Origin of the sequence: Rhodococcus sp. D-46, from assembly GCF_011290655.1 — a bacterium.
Lineage (GTDB): Bacteria > Actinomycetota > Actinomycetes > Mycobacteriales > Mycobacteriaceae > Rhodococcus_F > Rhodococcus_F qingshengii.
The window spans coordinates 15,512-34,247 of the sequence record NZ_JAANTF010000017.1 but is presented as its reverse complement, the minus strand read 5'-3'; the positions used below and the strand labels follow the sequence as shown (position 1 = coordinate 34,247).

General features: G+C 61.0%; 16 protein-coding genes. 11 read left to right on the top strand and 5 right to left on the bottom strand.

Annotated elements, in window-relative coordinates; genetic code table 11:
• The first annotated feature begins 26 nt into the window (after positions 1 to 26).
• The 11 genes from G9U53_RS31820 to G9U53_RS31770 all read left to right on the top strand — a co-directional run bounded on the left by G9U53_RS31820 (position 27) and on the right by G9U53_RS31770 (position 13,704).
• Complete coding sequence (locus G9U53_RS31820) at positions 27 to 344, top strand: hypothetical protein (RefSeq protein ID WP_064113437.1); 318 nt, start codon at positions 27 to 29, stop codon at positions 342 to 344.
• A 42-nt stretch (positions 345 to 386) separates the two neighbouring features.
• Positions 387 to 950, top strand: a complete 564-nt coding sequence (locus G9U53_RS31815) for a hypothetical protein (protein ID WP_143542724.1) — start codon at positions 387 to 389, stop codon at positions 948 to 950.
• Entirely contained in the window at positions 947 to 3,988 is a 3,042-nt protein-coding gene (locus tag G9U53_RS31810; protein ID WP_099698682.1) for an ATP-binding protein, read from the top strand. The genes G9U53_RS31815 and G9U53_RS31810 overlap by 4 nt, the downstream gene beginning before the upstream one ends.
• Positions 3,989 to 4,016: 28 nt before the next feature.
• Positions 4,017 to 7,010, top strand: coding sequence for a hypothetical protein (locus G9U53_RS31805; RefSeq protein WP_099698683.1), 2,994 nt, complete (start codon positions 4,017 to 4,019; stop codon positions 7,008 to 7,010).
• Between the two features lie 12 nt (positions 7,011 to 7,022).
• Positions 7,023 to 7,586, top strand: a complete 564-nt coding sequence (locus G9U53_RS31800) for a hypothetical protein (protein WP_165639912.1) — start codon at positions 7,023 to 7,025, stop codon at positions 7,584 to 7,586.
• Positions 7,587 to 7,693: 107 nt separating this feature from the next.
• Positions 7,694 to 8,020 (top strand): hypothetical protein, encoded by a 327-nt coding sequence (locus G9U53_RS31795; RefSeq protein ID WP_165639911.1) that lies wholly within the window; start codon positions 7,694 to 7,696, stop codon positions 8,018 to 8,020.
• 251 nt (positions 8,021 to 8,271) lie between these two features.
• A complete protein-coding gene (locus tag G9U53_RS31790; RefSeq protein WP_165639910.1) occupies positions 8,272 to 8,655 on the top strand; it encodes a hypothetical protein in 384 nt (127 codons plus the stop codon).
• A 378-nt stretch (positions 8,656 to 9,033) separates the two neighbouring features.
• Positions 9,034 to 11,394, top strand: a complete 2,361-nt coding sequence (locus G9U53_RS31785) for a peptidoglycan DD-metalloendopeptidase family protein (protein ID WP_165639909.1) — start codon at positions 9,034 to 9,036, stop codon at positions 11,392 to 11,394.
• A complete protein-coding gene (locus G9U53_RS31780) occupies positions 11,391 to 11,960 on the top strand; it encodes a hypothetical protein (RefSeq protein ID WP_165639908.1) in 570 nt (189 codons plus the stop codon). The genes G9U53_RS31785 and G9U53_RS31780 overlap by 4 nt, the downstream gene beginning before the upstream one ends.
• Before the next feature lie 89 nt (positions 11,961 to 12,049).
• A complete protein-coding gene (locus G9U53_RS31775) occupies positions 12,050 to 12,454 on the top strand; it encodes a hypothetical protein (RefSeq protein WP_165639907.1) in 405 nt (134 codons plus the stop codon).
• A complete protein-coding gene (locus G9U53_RS31770) occupies positions 12,451 to 13,704 on the top strand; it encodes a nuclease-related domain-containing protein (RefSeq protein WP_165639906.1) in 1,254 nt (417 codons plus the stop codon). Before G9U53_RS31775 ends, G9U53_RS31770 begins: the two co-directional genes overlap by 4 nt.
• On the opposite strand, the gene G9U53_RS31765 is transcribed toward G9U53_RS31770, so the two are convergent.
• The 5 genes from G9U53_RS31765 to G9U53_RS31745 form a co-directional block, all read right to left on the bottom strand.
• A complete protein-coding gene (locus G9U53_RS31765; protein ID WP_165639905.1) occupies positions 13,683 to 14,003 on the bottom strand; it encodes a hypothetical protein in 321 nt (106 codons plus the stop codon). The two genes, G9U53_RS31770 and G9U53_RS31765, sit on opposite strands and share 22 nt — an antisense overlap.
• Positions 14,004 to 14,035: 32 nt before the next feature.
• Entirely contained in the window at positions 14,036 to 14,956 is a 921-nt protein-coding gene (locus G9U53_RS31760; RefSeq protein ID WP_207624759.1) for a hypothetical protein, read from the bottom strand.
• A gap of 13 nt (positions 14,957 to 14,969) precedes the next feature.
• The gene (locus G9U53_RS31755) at positions 14,970 to 15,875 is read right to left on the bottom strand and encodes a hypothetical protein (RefSeq protein ID WP_165639903.1); all 906 of its coding nucleotides are present in this window, start codon (positions 15,873 to 15,875) and stop codon (positions 14,970 to 14,972) included.
• Positions 15,876 to 16,362: 487 nt separating this feature from the next.
• Positions 16,363 to 18,018 (bottom strand): DEAD/DEAH box helicase family protein, encoded by a 1,656-nt coding sequence (locus G9U53_RS31750; RefSeq protein ID WP_242692862.1) that lies wholly within the window; start codon positions 18,016 to 18,018, stop codon positions 16,363 to 16,365.
• 63 nt (positions 18,019 to 18,081) lie between these two features.
• Positions 18,082 to 18,693: a hypothetical protein gene (locus G9U53_RS31745; RefSeq protein WP_165639901.1), complete on the bottom strand. Its 612-nt coding sequence runs from the start codon at positions 18,691 to 18,693 to the stop codon at positions 18,082 to 18,084.
• Between the last annotated feature and the right edge of the window lie 43 nt (positions 18,694 to 18,736).

The window sequence follows — 18,736 nt, the reverse complement described above, 5'->3', positions numbered from 1 at the left end:
TGCCGGCAGAGGAGAAAGGAAGATCCATGAGAACACACAGCACCGTCCTGGTCGTGGCTGAGGGAGCCAGCGGAATCACCGATTCCATCGGAAATCTATCGACCATGTTGAAGGTCATCGGTGGCGCCCTGCTCGTGCTGATGATGATCGTCATCGCAATCATGATCGCCGTGGCATCCGCGAAAGAAGGCGGGTGGCGATCGAGCATTCAGAAGCTGCTTGGCGTGCTCGCCGCAGGCCTGGTCCTAGGCGGTGGGCCCCTGTTCATCGGATACATGGTCGAGGCCGGTGAGTCGGTGCCCGGAAACGGTGGCGGCGGAGCAGGCAACAGCCAAGTCGAGTGACATAGAAATCAAACCGGACAACAACGGCAGCGGAGGACGAATATGCCCGAAGGGCGGGAGGCGCTTGACCGCACACATGTGATGAATCACCGAAACCGCATGTGGCAGTTAGGTAAAGATATTTCCCTTGCGTCGATCGGCGGTGTCGACGGGCAGCTTGCAGCGGTATCTGGAGTAGTGGCCGTGGCAGCTGGCGCCATACTGCTGCCGATTGGGTTCGTCATCGGACAAACTCTTGTCACTGCTGTTGTGGGAGCGTTGGTCGTCTTCGCCGCGACTTATGTTTTGTCCCAATGGAAGTGGGGGAGTAGCCACGAATCACCTTTCCAGTTCGTTCGGCTGTCTTGGGCAAGGATCTTCAAGAATCCCGACCTGATTTCAGGCGGCACATCGAATAAGAACCCCGGAAAGTTGGAGTGGACCGCGGTCATCTGGCGTCCTGAATGGGCGCGAGTCAATCTCGACACACCCCTGCAACGGCCGGTCTATGACCCGAAACCCGTTGGTACCGGCGATTTCTTCCCGAAGCGGAAAGCGCGAGTCACCTTCGATCAATTACTCGAAACATCAAGTTCAACAAACTACGGTCAGGAGACGCGACCATGAAGATCCTCATCATCGTGGCGTTGGTCGGAGTCTGCCTCGCTGGCCTCAGCTATTGGGTCGCGAATCGATGGCTCACCAACAAGGGCGGCAAAAAGTCGAAGGCCCCCAAACGGGGTACGGATCGCCAGCGTCTTGGTGTGCGTTACGCAGAGGACGGCTTGTTCCTGATCGGTGACGGCATGTGGACAGGCGTGATTCTCCCTGGAAACAGTGACGACTTCACCTCAGGCACTCAGCAGGAATTCGCATTCGACCGATCCACCGATTTCTACAAACAACTCCTCATGTGGGTCGAAGCTGAACAAGGCCGCGACGCATCACTGATCTGCCACGAATTGGTCCGCTATCAGCCCGTCGACACCTCCCGTTGGGAAGACGAACTCGATCGAGCGATGTGGGATCCGTCGAAAATGTTTCAGACGTTGACGACCAAAAAAGTGGCCCCCCACATCTCCGAGACCACACCAGAACCACGGCGGGTCCTGATGATTCGGCTGGGAACTTTCTCAGGCCCGAGCATGTCTGATCCGATGACGCTGATCCTTGGGAAGGCAGACCACGTCGCCGAAGAGCACTTCCGGTCAAGTGATCTTGACCCATTTCGTGACGCTGTCGACACGTTGTTGGGACGGCTGTCTGCGTCCGGTGCCGAATTGGTCACGCGAGCTGATCTGGTTTGGCTCACTCGTAAACCCCTCTACGGACATTTTCAACCACCGACTGATCGCGACTATCAGTCCACACGACCCTGGCGTGCAGGATATTTCGATCAGATCGTCGATTTCGACGCGCACAATCTGACGGACTGCGTTGAAATCACAGAGCCCTTCCCTGAAACGGACGAGCCTCGGAAGAGTTACACGACGACCCTAGTAATCGCCGATGGAGACTCCGTCCTGCCGTTCCACTATCACCGCGCATGGGGACGTGCGCTGCGTGCGATGCCATTTCAGGTCGAGGTGAGCTGGCGCTACAAGCTCATGACATCAGAGGCCTGGAAGAAGCTTGCTAAACGTCGTATCGGACTCATCAAAGATGAAGCGACAGACCGCGGTGGCGCAGGCAAAATCGACGACGCCAAATTCTCCGAGGTGCTTGGCGACGCTTTGGACCTCGAACGCGAACTAGACATCGAACCTACACCCGCAATGATCGGGCAATTACGACTGACCATCTCGTGCCCCTCCCGAAAGGAACTCACCAAAGCCGTCCAGGACGTGCAAGCAGCATTCACCGACTTCACCCTGCACGTCCCGCTCAACATTCAGCATGCGCTTCTGCGCGAGCAGATCCCGGGTGACCCTGATCCGACCTACGTCGGCAAGGTCAACCTTTGCGACGACACGCTCGGATACGACCTCGGTACCCGGTGGACGAACCTCGAAGCGCTTGCACTGGCCAGGCTCGACTCGTCACCAAGCGTCGGGGACGCAGTGGAAGTGAGCCGCAACGGTCAGGTACTTGGGTGGCGCGGCGTCGCCATCGGGTACTGCATGGAGAACGGCGCAGTCGTGCACTTCGATCCCCACGTGCAGGTCGCACGTAACAACGGAGCAGGAATCGGCATCATCGGCGCATCCGGTGGCGGCAAATCTGCCCTCGCGCTGATGTTGTTCTTCTGGATGTCAGAGTCAGGCACTCAGGTGGTGGCCGCCGACCCGAAGAACGACATCGAAAGATTCTGCTACTACATCTCGTTCGGTCCGCAAGTTCTCGACCCCGACTTCGCCAACCACGCCCGCGCCGGCACTCTCGGCACTCCTGAGTCGAAGTTTCAGCCGATCAACCGAGAGTTCTGGGACGAAACTGACATTGTCGACCTCTTCGGCGGCCCGCGAGGAATGCTGTGCGCGTGGGCCTTGACCGACACCTACGAGGACGGTGAAGCGCTGGCCCGTGCGCAGCTCGAGTTGCTGATTCCTGATCGTTCGGATCGGGATCGCTTGGAGCAGGGCTTCTATGCGATGAAGGAGCACTACCGCAGTGCTGAGAGCAGCGGAGAGAGCTACATTCCGACCTTGACGGAACTGTCCGCGTCGCTATACGAAGAAATTGAGACCCTTTCCGAGGCCGCTGGCGAAGGCAATACGGACTGGTCGTCGCGGCTGCCGGCGAAACACGAGTTGTCACGCCTCCAAGGGTTGAAGTCGCGGCTGGAAGGTGCCTCCGTAAATCCCTACTCGCGTCTGCTGTTCGGCCAGGCAGACAGGTCTGTTGGCTTCCGAAGCATCAAGAAACGTCGCACTGTCATCACACTTTTCCGGTTCACACCGCCCGACCCGAAAAAGCCTGCTGCGGAGTGGAGCGATACTGAACGTGAGGCTGCAGCAGCCATTTTCACAGCCTTGCACCGGATCAACAACTTCTTCGGTGACGTAACGGAATCGGTCAGTCCGCATTCCAAGCGGCGGGGGCGTCGACCTCGGGCTCTGTTTATCGACGAGGCATACATCGTGACGTCGATTCAGGCTGGACGCGAACTGATCTCGAGGGCTCTGCGCCAGGGTCGGTCACTGAACTTTGTCGTCGTGTTCATCTCCCAGCAGGCCAAAGACATTCAAATGATCGAGCAGGCGATGACCGACGCTGCAGAGACTGATCAAAATCAGTTTTCAACGGTTTTCGTGTTCATGCAGAAGGGCACCGCGGAGGCCAAGTCGGCGTTGGCGCTGTTGCGAGAGCGTTCGGATTCAAACGAGGGGGAGTGGGACGCCCTGGCTAAAAGGTTGCTGCCCTTCACCAAGGGCGGCGACCTGGGTAACGGCGTGTGTGTGATGCGTGACGTCGACAATCGGGTGAGCGTCGTTCAGGTCGACCAGATGCTCGTCGAAATCGCGAACGCATCCGAGACGAACGCGACTATCTCAGCCCACGCGCAGTCGACTCCAATCTCGGCGGACGCGATGGACTGGTCCATCAACCCGCTTGCCCGCGACCACGTCCGAAGCGGTGTCAGTACAAAGGCGATCGCCGTCGCCGACGTCGACGACCACCACAGCTACGAGTTCGACGATTTCGCTGAACTCCTGAGCAACTAATCATGATCGACGAGCGACAGGATCACCCATGGTGACGTTGAGTACGGTGGCACAGGCGCCGGCAGCGGTCTATCCATTTTTTGCGCGATACGGCCGAATACTGGAAAAATGGGTGGTCCGCGCGTTGGCGACGCTGTTCACCGTGGCTGGGCTGCTCTCGATCGCAGGCACACGAGGCTTGGTCGCGTTCGCCATCGTCGGCGGCAGCGCTGTAGGCATCTGGTACGGCGCCAGGCGGCTACCTCAGGCGACCGGCGCTTTGTTGTCGACCCTGACATGGATCGGGTTGATCGGGTCGCTGGCTGTGGCAGTGGGCCCGGTGTACGCAATGGTGCATACCGATTTCCTCGTCCTGTACCCGATCAGCTTGCTGGCGGTTCTCGCCGTGACGTATGTGTTGCGCTCTCCGGGTGTGCACCGCGGATGGACCGTCGCAGTAGCGCACGGCACCTTGATGGCGACCTTCCCTCTGTCTGTGGTGTGGCCGAGCACGACAGTTTCGGGAACTGGCTTTCTGGCCGGCACATTCGGAGCTCTCGCGATCGTTCTCTGGCGCGACAGGAAAGGCACCCGGGTAAGGCCACAGCGCACAGGGGGCCGCCGGTGGGTCACTCGGATGGCCCGTGGGACGGCGTACGGCTTGATCTCGGTCGTTCTTTTCGGATCCATCGCTGTCGCGAATCCGATTCCAGCGGACGCCAGCCCGATCAGTTGGGTCTCGGACAAAATCGGTGGCGCCGCATCCGGCGCTATGTCTGACGTGGTGTGCTCGATCACGCGCCCTGACCTCGGCGGGCAAGGCATCGGGACGGGTCCTGAAGGGTTCTTGTCGAACCGCAACCTCGGCAAGGTCGAGAACCGGAATCGGGAGGTTCCAGACTTCGCCAAGGACGCAACACAATTCACCCGTGCTGCAACGGCCACCGATCATTCGATGGATTCGTACACTCTCTACGAGATCTCTGGGCTTCGAGGCGTCAAGTGGGTCAACTGGCAGTTGAACGCCGAAGGCGAAGAATCGTGCGCGATGATGCCTTGGATCTCCACGATGGTCGGGAATCTGATCATGCAGGGGAACGTGTACATCCTGCAGGCGACTATCGCCTTGAAAGAATATGCGCAGGCGAAGAACCCGATTCAGGGTGTGTACCAGAATGTTTCACCCGTTGTCTCTAATCTATACAACTACTTTTTCATCCCTATGGCTGGCGTGATGATTCTCATCGCCGCCATTTCGATGGCAGTGCGGGCAGCGAGTGCAGGCGGGGTGCGCCAAGGGATCCAAGACGCGGGCCTGACAGCAATGGTGGCGATGGTCGCGGGGGTCATGTACGGCGGTGTTGCGGTAGCTTCCTGGGCCAAACCGGACGGCAATGGCTTCTACATGATCGCCTCTCTCGGAGACCACATCGGAGGAACGCTCAGCAGCGCAATCGCCAACACCGTGTTCGGGACATTGGACCAGCAGGCACAGGGCCTGATGTGCCAGGCACCGCAGGCACTTCCGGGCGCGCAAGCAACCGACTCTGGTCACCGATTCACCTCCTGTGTTCTCGCAGAAACGTTGGTTTACCAGCCTTGGGCGGTAGGACAATTCGGCAAGGCCGGCGAGGAACCGATCACTCCCCCTGCCGAGCCGAACCGCTTCGGCAATCCCATCGCCCGTGAAGGGGCTATCAGTCGCAGCGGCGACGAAGACGGGTTGCCCTGCTACAACAACTACCGCGGCTGCAACGACATGCGGTCTTATCTGCTGGCCCAGACCGGCGGCCCGTCGATCGACCGGGCCCGGGCCGATTGCCTTGACGGCGATGACAGCTTCGAAGCCCTCAGCAGTTGCGATCCGACCTACGCCGCAGCCGCGAGCCTGAACAAGATATCGGGGTCTGACGGCAACGATCCCGTCGGGAAATCGAATCTCACCCCAGACGAGGCGGCGGCGGCGTTGTCAGCGTTCTCCGGCAGCGGCACTATGCCGCACGTCGCGAAAGCCATCTCGGCTCTCTTCGGGACCGTGATCGCTTCCATCGGAATCGCAGCGATGTCCCTGATTGCCCTCTGGTGGCACGTGATGTTGCTGGTGGCGTTCATCCTCGGGCCGATGAGACTGGTGTGGGCGGCGTTCCCGGGCAAGTCGAAAATGATGAAGAACTGGATAGACGACATCGTCTACGCACTGCTGATGGCCACCGTCTATTCCGTACTGTGCACGTTGATGGTGTTCATGCTCGGAATCATGTTCACCTCAAGCGTCGCTACAGGTTTCAAGCTGCTGTGGAGTGTCGCCGTTCTGGTGTGCATGTGGGTTGCGATGAAGAAGATCGAAGCTGCAGCCCGGCCAGAAGGTGCTGCACAAGTCGGTGCTGCCTCGACTGTTCAAGGTGCGACTCTCGGAGCGTTGAGCACCGCAGCGGTGATGTCCGCGGCCGCTCGCCGACGCGGCGGTTCGGGACGTGGAAAGCAAGCGGAGGGCGAGACAGACGAGACTGCGAGCCCGGCTCGCGCACAGCGGCGCCCCAATCGACCGTCCCCGTCGAGGCCGAATGCGTCCGGCCCCGGTAAAACGTCTCCGTCAGGCTCAGGCCAGTCGGGGAGCGCTACGAAGCCCGGCGGTGGGAAGGCTGCTGCGGCCGCGCAGGCGGCGGAATTCTTGTCACGGCCTGTCGTCCAAGGCGTCAAACGTGGCGCTGGACGCGCTGCGGCCGCCACTGGTGCTGCAGTCCGAAACAACCCGCTCGTCGCGGGTGCCGAGCAGCTGGGCGGACAGGTCGTGGGCGGCGTGCGAACAGCCGGCGGACGCATAGTCGATGCGGGCCGTGGTGTGGCACTGCGAACCTACGGCGGACAAATCCCATCGGCGACCAGAGATCGATGGCTTCAGCAGAGCGACGGGAACCTGGCAGGTGCCGGGTCCAGGGCTCGTGCGAGAGCAGTCCGAAGCGCACAAACCAGACAAGCACATGAGCAGGCCATGGCCGGATACCGGGAAGCAATGCTCGGCGCTCGAAACCGGAACGACTGAGAGTAGGCAGCGATGAACGAATACAACCCTGGTGACTCACGACTGCCCGGTAACGGCGCGATACCCGCAGATACCGAACTGCATGCCCGTATGGCTGCACTGCAGACCCGGCGAGAGGGGTTGACCGTAGCCGGAACGAACTTCGGCATCTTCTACGACGAGAGCGATCCGCGTGAGGCTGAACTGCAGGTGACTTTCGACGACGGCACCGCCCTCAGCCGTGTCGTGCTCGCGCTCGATCCTGCTGCCCTCGTGGAGCTCTCGGATCAAGTCCGAGAGGTATTGCAGGCGCAACGCTCCGCTATCGAGGCAGACCTTCCGCCGGGCTATGTTCTCGCTGTCGCCGGGCAGGACGCACCTGAGCCCTTGGACGCAGAACATCAGACCGAAGAGGACGAGGAGAACGACGACACTCGCAGCAAGTACGCCCGGGCATCCGATCCCATGAACCTGCGTGGACTCGTTCAGAATCTCCCTCCTATAGCCGGTGTGCCCAGCAGCCGGTGGCTACCGATGGTCATAGGCCTGGTCGTGATTGTCGTCGTGCTCGCCGCGCTCCTGGGCGGAGCTTTGTAGACGGCTGAAAACCGCTGCCACAGCGGTCTCATCGCGCGGTGGCGGGCATGAGGGGAGGTGACCGGAACCGCGACCGCCAGAATGAGGGCTATCGGAGGTGCGTACGAATGAACGATAGGCCGAAGAGCCCAGAGAAATCACTGACTTGGGGTCAGTACGGTCAGTTGCTTGCAGCGACGATCGCGACTTGGTTGTCCGCTGCGCCTGGCGGCATCGTGGTTGCTGCGCAGACTTTTTGGAGAAGTCGCCCTACCCGCGTAGTCGTGTTGGCGTTGATCGCTGGCATTGCACCCGCGTGGACATTCTCCTCCGATATCGCGCAGCACGCGAGCTACATCGTCGCATTGGCAGCAGCTGGATGGCTGGTCCTGACTCTGACAGCAGGCGGCGTTCGCGGGGCATTCAGCGTCACCCGACGACGGGGACGCCAATGAGTAGCGTCAAACGCGCGGCCGCGATTGCGTGTATGGGCGTGTTCCTTACAGCGTGCGGCGGCCAGGCTGCGGACCACCCGGAGTCGTCCGCATCGACCACCGCAACAATTCCTGGCTTCACCGCCAGCGCTGAGCCATCGGCGCCGCACGAGTATGAGCCGCCGTACGCACCACCGACAGCTATCCGTGGGAACTCCGTCGAAGCGGCAGAAGCGACTGCGCAACATTTCATCGTCGGGTGGACCACGTTCGTGCCCTGGGACTTCGAACCTGCTGATGACTGGTTCGCACGCTGGCAAGAAACAGCGTCGCCAGAATTTCTGGGACAGATGCAGACGTCGGTGAACCAGATTTGGTCCTGGACATGGAATGAGAAGCGTAAGGCGTTCGATTCTCGAGTCGAGCGCGTCGACAGCACCTCGATCAGTCCGGATGGAAAGTCTGCTGTCACAAGGGTGACGATCAGTCGCTTGATTCTCGGGATGGATCAGCGTGTTGACCAAAGAGAGGAGCAGATCCTCACCTACGACGTGCACATGGACCTGTCGCGTTCAGGAAAACCGAAAGTGACAGGTGCCGTCGAGATCCGGTCCGATTCTCCGCCGGCCGCTGCCACTGTTGGCGAGGGCAGGTAAGTGGCGGAAAACGGAGGAATCCGGAAGATCCCGTCCTCCGGCGGAGCACGGAAAATCGGAGCAAAAAAGGCGGCAGGTGCGGCCGGCCGTAGAACAGGTGGAACCGGAGGCAACCCGCGCGGAGTCGGGGGGAACACCACCGGGGACCGTGCAGCACCAGGGGCACAGAAGCGAGCCGCCGGCAGAACACCGCCACCACCTAACGCGGCAACACCGTCACCGTCGAACAGCGCACGGCGACCAGAAGTAGCAGGATCACCACCGATCAGGCCCTCCGGTCAACGAGGAAACATTGCCACACCCGCTGGCCGCGGCGGTAGCACTCCGCGACGTGGCCGTCAGGGAGACCGTGAACAGCCCAATGGACCCGCCGGGTCGATGAAGGCCGCCGCCGGCAAAGCGAAAGACACTGCAGGCAAAGCGGTCAACCGCTCAGTGGAGACCGCCCTCGCAGCATCGACCGGCGGCACTGCCTCGTTCCTGTATCGGATCATCCCGAAACCGACGGACAGCAAAGCGGAACGACAGAAGAAGACGCAGCGACTGGTTCTGTTCGGTGGAGGCGCCCTCGCGCTGATTTCGATGTGGATGATTCTGACCTTCATCGTCTCCATGTCGTTCCTCGGACTGCTGAGCGGTACCACCGCAGCGATGGGTGCCGCTGGCACAGCGCAGAACGGGTCATGCACCGATTTCTCAGTTCCTCGGGTCACCCAAGGCGGGCCCGGGGGAGCGGCCGGTGTCCTCGGGTTGCCACTCGACGAAAAGAACATGGTCGTCTCGAGTCCGTTCGGATATCGCGAAATCGGGGTCGGCACAAACAGTCACGACGGAGCCGATCTGGCAGCACCGGGTATCGAGGGCGCACCGATCTACTCGGTCGGTGATGGTGAGGTCCGCGAGGCCGGACCTGCGAGCGGATACGGAAACTGGATCGTGATCCGCCACAACGTCGGCGGTCAGATCGTCGACTCGCTCTATGGGCATATGTACGACGGGCATGTTTTCGTCAAACCAGGCGATCATGTCACCGCAGGGCAGCACATCGGGGACGTCGGCAGCGCAGGGTGGAGCACAGGCGCTCACCTCCACTTGGGTATGTACCCGGGTGGGTGGATGGCCGGACAAGGTGTCGACCCGATGCCGTGGTTGAAGAAGTTCCAGGACGGCGCCAGCGCGCAACCAAATGCCCCACCCCCGTCCGAATCCCAGCCGTCAACCGGGGCCCCCGATTCGAAAGCTTCGGAAGCTGATCTCGCCGCGATGCGGCCGTACCCCTTGGACGGCGGCGCACAACAAGAACAAACACTCAACAACGAACAACAGGCCAACGTAGCCGCGCTGATCTCGTCGGCACGCGAATCAGGATTGGACCCCGCCGGCCGTGCCGCGGTTATCGCCACAGCGCTCAGTGGCCAATCCACGAATTTCATATCGCAACCTCGCAACGGCAACGAACCGGTCGGCGTTTTTGCCGAACGCCCGCTTGGCGATTCGAAAATCGACAATCTGATCAATCCGAAGTACGCGGCCAAGCAGTTCTTCGGGAAGTTGAAGACTTACGGCGAAGCCCATCCGGATTGGGCAACTCAACCGATCGCTGACGTGATCATCGGTGTCATGCCCGAACGGGCAAGTCTGCGTGATCAGTTCGTGTCGTGGGAACAGGCCGCTGTCGACACCGTTGCCGCCCTGTGGACCAGCGCTGACGCACAGTCCGGAGCGACTTCCCGGCTTACCTCGGCCACAACGAACCCAAATTGTGCGTCAGGTGTTGTCAACATGGGGTTGGCACCTGGGCTGGTGCCACCCGAGTACGTCCAGATCATCACCGAAGCCGGATCGATCTGTGCTGATATACCGCCAGCCTTCATCGCCGCGATCATCGAGCAGGAATCCGGATGGAATCCGCTGGTCACCAGCGGCGGGGACGGCGTCAATTCCGGTGGCGCTCAGGGCATGACCCAGTTCATGCCGGACACATGGACGTCAATGGGGAAAGACTCAGGCCTGGATCGGAACGGCAAGAAAGAAGCCCCCAATGCGCCGGACCCATTCAACGCGTACGACTCGATTCTCTCTGCGGGGCACTACCTGTGCTACATCGCGGACCTCTTGAAACCCAAGATCGCCAGCGGTGAGATCCGCGGTGACCTGCTCGACTTGGCAGCCGCTGGATACAACGCGGGTGAGGGCGCAGTTATGCAATACGGGGGAGTGCCCCCCTACGGGCAGACCCAGGCGTATGTACCAAGCGTGCGCGCCAAGTACGAGAAGTACTCGCAAGCTGGTACTGCCCCAACTTCCGAAGTGCAGTTGGTCAACTTCACTGGTGGTTCCCAATTCGGCCGCAGCGTCGTCGAAGCCGCCATGACCCAGATGGGAAAGCCCTATGTGTGGGGTGGTGGCGACCCGAATGGTCCGACAATGGGTATTTCACATCCCGAGAACCCGGGCACGCCAGGGTTCGACTGCTCCGGACTCGTCGAGTTCGCTACCGCACGGGCATCGAACGGCAAAGCGACAGCGACCGGAAACACCTGGGCGCAGCTGTCACAAGGAAAGACAATCGACGTCAAGGACATTCAGCCTGGCGACGCTGTGTTTTCCAACGGAACCGGCCACGTCGCGATCTGGGTCGGGGACGGCAAAGTCATCGAGGCACCCACCTTCGGACAGAGCGTGTCCATCAACAACTTCGACCTGTCGAAAGCAGAAAACATTCGGAGGTACGGATGAGAAACCGACTACGCGTCGCTTCGGCAGCAGCACTGATCCTGATGTTTCCGATTCTCGGGGGATGCAGCAACGGGAGCACTTCAGATCCAGATGAGACCACAACAACAACCGTGGCTGCCACACCCACAGAGGAGTTGCCCCGGTCGCTGTCGCCTATCGACATCACGACGATCGACGTCCACGATCCCGATGCCGTCGCGGAGGCCGCGATCGCGGCCATGTACACGTATCTGCCTCGGGTGGATCTCAACCAGAATGCCGCCATGCTCCGCGCTGCCCCACTGCTCAACGAGAAGATGGCCGCCGGCGCATACAATTACGACCCACCGACGGGCCCTGGCCGCACCTGGGATCGTTGGGCGGACAGCAATACTCTCGTATCGGCGCAAGCGCAGGTCATACCTCAGCAGAGGCCCCCGGACGACACCTTCGCGTTGCGATATGTGACGGTGCAACAGACCACACGCACTCAATACAGCACGCAGAAACTGGCACCGATCTATCTGGTCGTTTCGCTGGAAAACACTCCCGATGGTTGGAGAGTGGCGCAGACCTTGCAGCGGTGACGGATCGGCGAACAAGCCGTGCCGCACTGGGATTGAGCCTTTCATACCGTGATGGATGTCAGCTCGCCCCGTGATCGGAAGGATCCACCATGAGCACTCGAACCGCATCCATCCTGCACAACGCTGCGGTCGACCAGGAAGGTCGCCACCTCGGGTTCTTCGGCTACCAGCCGGGGCAGCCAATGGTTGTCGTGTTCAATGCCGAGATCCCCACGGGCATAACGGCTATCCAAGCTCTCGGCTTGTTGTTCGACGAATTCAACGTCGGAGAGACTTCCAAAGCCGCCGTGGCGTACCGAAAGATCCACGGCCTGCGCTCGCTGTCAGTAGGGGACGTCGTCAAGATCGACGGACAATGGTTTTCATGCGACTCCATGGGCTGGTCGATACTCGAGTCGGAGCCACTGATCGTGGCGACTGCTGCGCCTCACGCTTGGAAGACGATGGAACCGTGGGGAGATACGGAACTCGACGGTTTAGCGTGGTCCGCATGAGTATCAGCAGACGCGCGCTTGACCGCACTGGGTCGACGAAAAGCGATCCTGTCGAGTCCGCTGCACGAAGCCTGCGCGGAATCGAGCGGGAACAACAACGATACCGCCGTAACCGCAGCGCAATTCGCGTCTCGGCGATTGTGTTGGGTGTGTGCGGTGCCGCTGCCGTGATCACAGGTTTCGTCGCCGACGCTGAGGTCGGAGCGTGGATTCTGACCGTCGCGGTCCTCGGCGCCGCCGGGTTGAACTACGCGGTGTCTTTGTACGGAGCCGCCGTCATGGTGGCGTCGATGGTCGCAGCGGCAGGCACCACCGTGGCAGTGGGGGTTCATTTCGGGATCGGTGTCGGACAGCTCGTCGCGGTCGGTGCTATCGCGGTGGCAACGTGGATCGTCGGCACGTCACGTAGGTTGCGGTTTCCTCGCACGCCCTCTGTCGTCGCCGCACAGTGGTGTGTTCCGGTGTGCGTTGCCATGGCTGGCGTACTCGGACATGCCGCCGCGATCAGTTTGGCTTTGGTTGGTACTGGTGCTGCCGCCGCTCTCAGCATCGACGTGGGGACGGTGATAGCTGCGCGGCGGGCATCGAAGCGATCTGGGATCCCGATGAATCCTGGAAGCAACTTGGCGCGGAATCTGATCGGGTTCGTCGAGCCCCCCTCTATGGATGCGCACAACTTGCAGGCCGGGATCAGCGCAGAGCAACAGACGGCCGCCGAACTCGCCCGTCTCGGCCCGGAATGGACCGTCCTACATTCGCGCTCGCTCCCAGGAACCAACGCTGACGTAGATCACGTGGTAATCGGCCCCCCAGGGGTTCTCGTAGTGGATTCGAAGCACCGCAATGGTGTCCTGACCTACAGCGGCGATGTCGGCCACACTCCGGAGCGCCGGCAGATCGACGAACTGTTCGGCGCAGCAACAGGTGAGCACAGCTGGACTCTGAACGGGCGGGACGCGACGTTCATCGCCGAATCGTCGGTGTTCGAAGCTGCGTGCATCGACGATCTACTGGCGATGCCGCCAGATCGATTGGTTACTCCGACTGTGCTCGCCGTTCATGGCGCGACGATGAACTTTGCCAGCGGGCCGATGGACGTCGCCACCGAAGACGGATTCCAAACGCAAGTGCAGATCGTTGCGGGCCCTCATATCGCAAGTTACCTGCGGTCGTTGCCGACGCTGGGTAGGCCAGCAGAGTTCATCGCGGACTTGGCGGTGGTTGTCGACTATCTGCTGCCGCCCAAGTAAGCCGCGGCTGATCCAACATTCGATGTCGCCCATGTCGCGATTTCGGGTTTGGGGCGGTGCGCAGGTAGCCGTCTGGACAGCAGTTCCAACTGGCGCGCGAGAACTGCGACGCCGACCGCGTAGAACGGCCATGCCACCCACATGCCCCCGTGCTGGTCGCTCCAGCCGAAATAAGTAAGAGCCAGCGGTGCGAGCGCTCCGGCGAGGTACATCAGGGATCGTGCAGCTCCTGAGTTCCAGACGCGTCGGATCAGCCATACGGTCATCGCCAACGCAATGAACCCGAGCACTACCTGCATGGCAGTTCCTTTCCGTTACGCCCCGGGATGGGCTAGCTGACGCTGCCCTTCGGCAACGTCGAAGTTCCGGCGCGGAAGTAGTCACTGATCGCCATTGTGAGATCTGCGGCGGGGCCGCTACTGCTGTCGGGGTCGCCGCCGCCGGTGATGTCCGTGCTGACAAAGTACGCGTCGAGTGCCGGGGCCTGATTGTTCAACTGACTCGGGGCGATCCGGGCGTACAACAGCCAGTCGTCTCCGACCACTCTCGTCGCGTTGATTTGGTCTTTCGTGCTGCCGGTCGTGGCGTTGACTTTGCGATATCCGGAGTCGGGTGCTTTACCGACAGTCGTCGACGGGTCGAGGAACGTCTTGCCAGTCGCCGCAATGACCTCTTCCGTGATCAGTCCGGCCTGGTCATAGGCGATGCGGGTAGGACTGCAGGGTGCGGCCGGGTTCAGTACATCGCTGTCGTTACAAGGCCTTTGAATGTCAAGGCCTGCCGGCGCTGGCTCGATCGGTGCAAGCCGCCCGAGGTCGTCAACAGTGGTGGACAGCGGGTTGTCAGCCGCAGGAAGTACTGTGACCGATACCGTGGGCACATTCCACGTCGAGCTTCCGGAGAGACTGAACGTGCAGCTGTTCAAGTTCCCGGGGCCAATCCCCTTGCTGGTCTCGACCTTCAGTGAACTGACGTCGTTGCCTGCCTTCTCGTACTGATATCTGATGATCTCGGTAACCGGGTCGGTGATGTCGCTGCTGCAGGCGTCTTTGCTTGCTGTCGTCGCGAGAGCTGCAAAGTCTGCAAGCGGTGCAGGAAGGCTCGGTGTGCCGGCATTCGACTGACTCGCACCTCCGGCCGACGAGGTTCCACTACCACCGGGGGTTTCTTCGGTGCTTCCACCGCAGGCGGACAGGACCACGGCCGTCACACCGAGGAGTGCGACGGTCAGGGAGGTTCTGGACATGGCCACGGGTGGAGCTCCTTCACTTGGTCGGTAGCAGTTCTAACAGCAAAAGCATCCCGGTGCAGTCGAGAGAGTCCGCGTGTTGGCCAGATCCTCCGGACGGGTTTACCCCGGCTTTGGTTGCCAATCTATCCGGGTTGATTTTGCCGGACGTCGATCGGATCGATGCGAGCATGCGTCGAGCGTCACGGCTACGTTCGCTTCTGCGGCGTTTCTGCTCGGTCGCTGTCCGCTTGTTCGCTGTCCGCTTGGGCGCAGTTTCCTTCGCTGTTCGCTTGGTCGCAGTTTCCTCAGTCGCTGGTGCCTTGGTCGCAGTTTGCGTGATGGGTGGCTTCCGGACGGGCCCAATAAAGCCGGCGAACGGTGCGTGAGCGGCGTAGTCGAGCGGATCAGGGAGCGGCTCGTATCCTTCGGACCGATCTGCGTAGTCGTGAAGGATCTCGTCGATAGGCCGAGGCGCAGCTGGCGTAGTGAAGGAGCCGCCCTCTGCAAGTTCCTGACGCACCGCAATGCGGTCCCCGTTCGACAGTGCCTGCCACGCCCTACCATCTTGAGCTGCTTCGATCACGTGCATGCGTGCGGCGGCAGTATTGGCAGCCTCAGCGCACTTGAAGTGCTCACGGGACCAGTGGTTCCATTCAGCAGGGTTGTCGCCGTTGATGTCCATTCTCACCTTCGCCCTGGCCATGTCGTATCGAGCGTCTCCGAGTTCTCGGTACGCCTCGACTGCCGCGGGGTGAGTTGGCCGGGCCGGCATGGCTGCGACTTGTTCTCGCCGGTACTCGTCCATCAGCCTGCCTTCGATGAGCCTCTTCGACAGCTTTGCCAGTTCTGGATCTTTCGGATCTGCTTCGACACGTCTGTTGATCTCCGATTCCAACTGAGCTCGGACCTCGTCCGTCGAATCGAGCTCGGTTTGCCTCATGATTAGCTCCCGCGCGGAGGACCGAACCTCTAATCCCAGAGCGTCCCGGTCCGCAGCGGATTTGTTCGTAGCCGCCGCATATCTGGCTTGGGCACGGGCAAGCGCGCTACGTTGCGCTGTCACGGCTGCGCCGCGGCACTTGGGGCAGCGGCGGCCCGGCTTGGCCTTACACATGACGCGTAGTCCTTCCGACGAGGTATCCGCATCATTGTTGCCTGGCCGGTTCCGGTGCTCCGAGGTTCGCGGCATGGTGCAGATATGCGAATGGCCCGCTATTGCGGGCCATCACGCCTATCGGAGATGCTCCACATCCATCAGGGGACGCGACGCGAGGGCAACCGTTGAAAGACGCCCGAATAAACGTCCCGGTACCGCACTCGCGATTTTCGGCCTCCCCAAAAGGGGAGGCAGCTTCATGATAGGCATGTAAGTCGTCAATCGACAACGTACCTGGATAAAAACCGACCACATGATGGCAATTTGTTCGCTATTCGAAAAAACTGTCAGGTAGCCAGTCCGCTCCGAACAGCTTCGAAATGGCCCCCAGTGCGCTGGTATCGCCATTCACACTCGTCGATGTCACTACCAATCTGTTGATCATCGTACGGGCTGCATCCTCTTCGACGGTGTCGGCTGAATAGATGACAGACCACGGGCAAACTTGCCCGTCACGGTGTGCTCGACCGATTGTCTGGCGCGCTGCGATCCCGGAATACCGCGGCTGATGAAAGAACCCAATCCTCGGAGTCGCGCTCGCTCGCGTCCCATCCACAAACATTTCCCGGGCTTGCAGATTAATTGCCGAAGTGGTGTTGAAAACCACGACAGGGTTGCGACCCACCTGGAACGACATCCGCTCAGTCTCGAGATCTCCACCACCAAAGATGCGAGAAACACCCAGCCCTTGTTCCTCGAGGAGATCGGCAACAGGAGCAGCAGCAGTAGTGGTCAGTTCGACAGCCACGAGCACCTGATATCCGCGTTCCACTGTCGCAGCCACCAACTCCGCAGTCTGGGGTGCCCGTAGCAGGCTCGCCTTCTGCCGAAACCGCATCAACGCGGCGCGACCGCGGGCCGTGTCCTGACCGGTACGAGCAAGTCGCATCTCGGCACGAAACTCTCCCCAATCCTGGTGGTATGACGCCCATTGCGCAGGTGTGAATTCCACAGGGAGCCCGTCAAGGGGAGCGGGCCCCCAAGGTGCATCGCGGTGCAGCAGCACTGGCGGGTTCGTGTCCTCCATCCAGCGGCGGACCCTCGTCACCGCCTGATTCTGTGTCGTCGTGGATTCCTTCGCGTCAGCGGTCCACTGCCACTTACCTTTCTCCCAACCCGGTTCGAGCGGCAAACCCATTTCGGCGAGCCTGGCGCCGAGGTCGGCCCACTGCTGTGGGCGCTCCCCGTGGATCTGAGCGAGCAGCGACGACAGATAAGTGTATTCGCCCGGGTGGTGTCCGGGTGTGGCTGTCACCGACAGTACAAATGGGGCCTGCTGTGGTGGTGAAGAGAGTTTGTTGATCCGCCGCATGTACTGCGTGCGTTGAGTTGTGATGTGTCGAAATTGCTGTGCCTCGTCGTTGATCACGACGGCGAATACTTGCTTCGGCTGTCCATTCTTTCCAAGGAGTTTCTTCAGCTGGTCAGGCGACATGATCAACCAGCGAAAGCCGCCATCTCCACCGAATGAAGCGATCGCATCACGCCAGGCACCGATTGTGATCTGCGCCGGTCGGTCCACCGTGATCAAGATCGTGTCGCCGCCGCCGAGATGGCAAATCGCCTTGGCGGCAAGCACTGCCGTACCAGTCTTTCCGCACCCCATATCGTCGCCGAGCAGTATGCCTCGGTAGCCACTCTTGTACGCGGTGGCGATCGCTTTGGCGCCGGAAATCTGCATGGCCGTAGGGGTCTTCGGGGCGGCCCTCGCGCCCGGCCCTCGCACACCGTTGATTTCGTCCTCGATCCACCGCGCGTAGCTGTACGGCTTGGATGCGTAGACCTGCAATCTTTCCGGCAAGGTCTCCCCGACATAGGCATGCGCGCGAATTCCCGGGTAGTAGTGAGCGCCGGGAGGTGTCGCTCGGTAGGGAACACCGTCGAGAACCCAGACCCTCTGCCCACGCGCGACGGAGGGCACTTCCATACGTTTCGCAGGCGGGGCCTTTCGAGGTCTACTACGTGCCCGTGTTCGTGGTGGCACGTTCGATCAGCCCCAGGGGTCTTCGGTGGCCACGGCTTCAGTCGATGACGCTGCAGGGGGAGCCGTAGGAGTCATCGCTTCTGCAGGAGCAGGTTTCGGTGGATTTGCAGGTGCGGGTGCAATCGTCGGCGCAGGTGCCGCCGGCGAATTCTGCTGCGGAACAACATTCTTCGGAGACGCCGTGTGCTGCGACTGATCGCTACGCGGTGCCGTCGGCTGCGCGCTCATGGGTGGATCCCGCAACTCCAGCAGCACACCCGAGCAGCGCAGTACCATCGCGGTATCCCACCGTTTCGCGACGTCGAACAGCGAATCGACTATCGGTCCCGGAGTATCAGCATTGTCAGCAGCTTCGCGCATCGCCCTAGCGAGAGAGCGAAGGTTGTCCGGGTCGGCGGCTACAACCGCACGTGCATCGTTGGGGTCGATCAGCCCGCACAGGTGCCTCTCGGTGTTGTTGGGGCCAGGTGCGACCTGTACTGCGTCTTTGATGTTCAGAGACAGCAGCCACGGCCCGGCGCAGGCACCCTCCGAAACCTCGTTCTCGACCTTTTTCGCCACCGTCGACATGAACAGTCGGCGGCTGTCGTCGGTGTAGCGCACGACCGATGCAGCCATTGTTGAAGCTCCCTACGTTGTCCGCGTGAGCGCGGTGATCACT

Bases quoted from the DNA above. Each gene is read 5' to 3' on its own strand.
- G9U53_RS31820 (WP_064113437.1), top strand. From the start codon at position 27: ATGAGAACACACAGCACCGTCCTGGTCGTGGCTGAGGGAGCCAGCGGA.
- G9U53_RS31815 (WP_143542724.1), top strand. From the start codon at position 387: ATGCCCGAAGGGCGGGAGGCGCTTGACCGCACACATGTGATGAATCAC.
- G9U53_RS31810 (WP_099698682.1), top strand. From the start codon at position 947: ATGAAGATCCTCATCATCGTGGCGTTGGTCGGAGTCTGCCTCGCTGGC.
- G9U53_RS31805 (WP_099698683.1), top strand. From the start codon at position 4,017: ATGGTGACGTTGAGTACGGTGGCACAGGCGCCGGCAGCGGTCTATCCA.
- G9U53_RS31800 (WP_165639912.1), top strand. From the start codon at position 7,023: ATGAACGAATACAACCCTGGTGACTCACGACTGCCCGGTAACGGCGCG.
- G9U53_RS31795 (WP_165639911.1), top strand. From the start codon at position 7,694: ATGAACGATAGGCCGAAGAGCCCAGAGAAATCACTGACTTGGGGTCAG.
- G9U53_RS31785 (WP_165639909.1), top strand. From the start codon at position 9,034: ATGAAGGCCGCCGCCGGCAAAGCGAAAGACACTGCAGGCAAAGCGGTC.
- G9U53_RS31780 (WP_165639908.1), top strand. From the start codon at position 11,391: ATGAGAAACCGACTACGCGTCGCTTCGGCAGCAGCACTGATCCTGATG.
- G9U53_RS31775 (WP_165639907.1), top strand. From the start codon at position 12,050: ATGAGCACTCGAACCGCATCCATCCTGCACAACGCTGCGGTCGACCAG.
- G9U53_RS31770 (WP_165639906.1), top strand. From the start codon at position 12,451: ATGAGTATCAGCAGACGCGCGCTTGACCGCACTGGGTCGACGAAAAGC.
- G9U53_RS31765 (WP_165639905.1), bottom strand. From the start codon at position 14,003: ATGCAGGTAGTGCTCGGGTTCATTGCGTTGGCGATGACCGTATGGCTG.
- G9U53_RS31755 (WP_165639903.1), bottom strand. From the start codon at position 15,875: ATGAGGCAAACCGAGCTCGATTCGACGGACGAGGTCCGAGCTCAGTTG.
- G9U53_RS31750 (WP_242692862.1), bottom strand. From the start codon at position 18,018: ATGGAAGTGCCCTCCGTCGCGCGTGGGCAGAGGGTCTGGGTTCTCGAC.
- G9U53_RS31745 (WP_165639901.1), bottom strand. From the start codon at position 18,693: ATGGCTGCATCGGTCGTGCGCTACACCGACGACAGCCGCCGACTGTTC.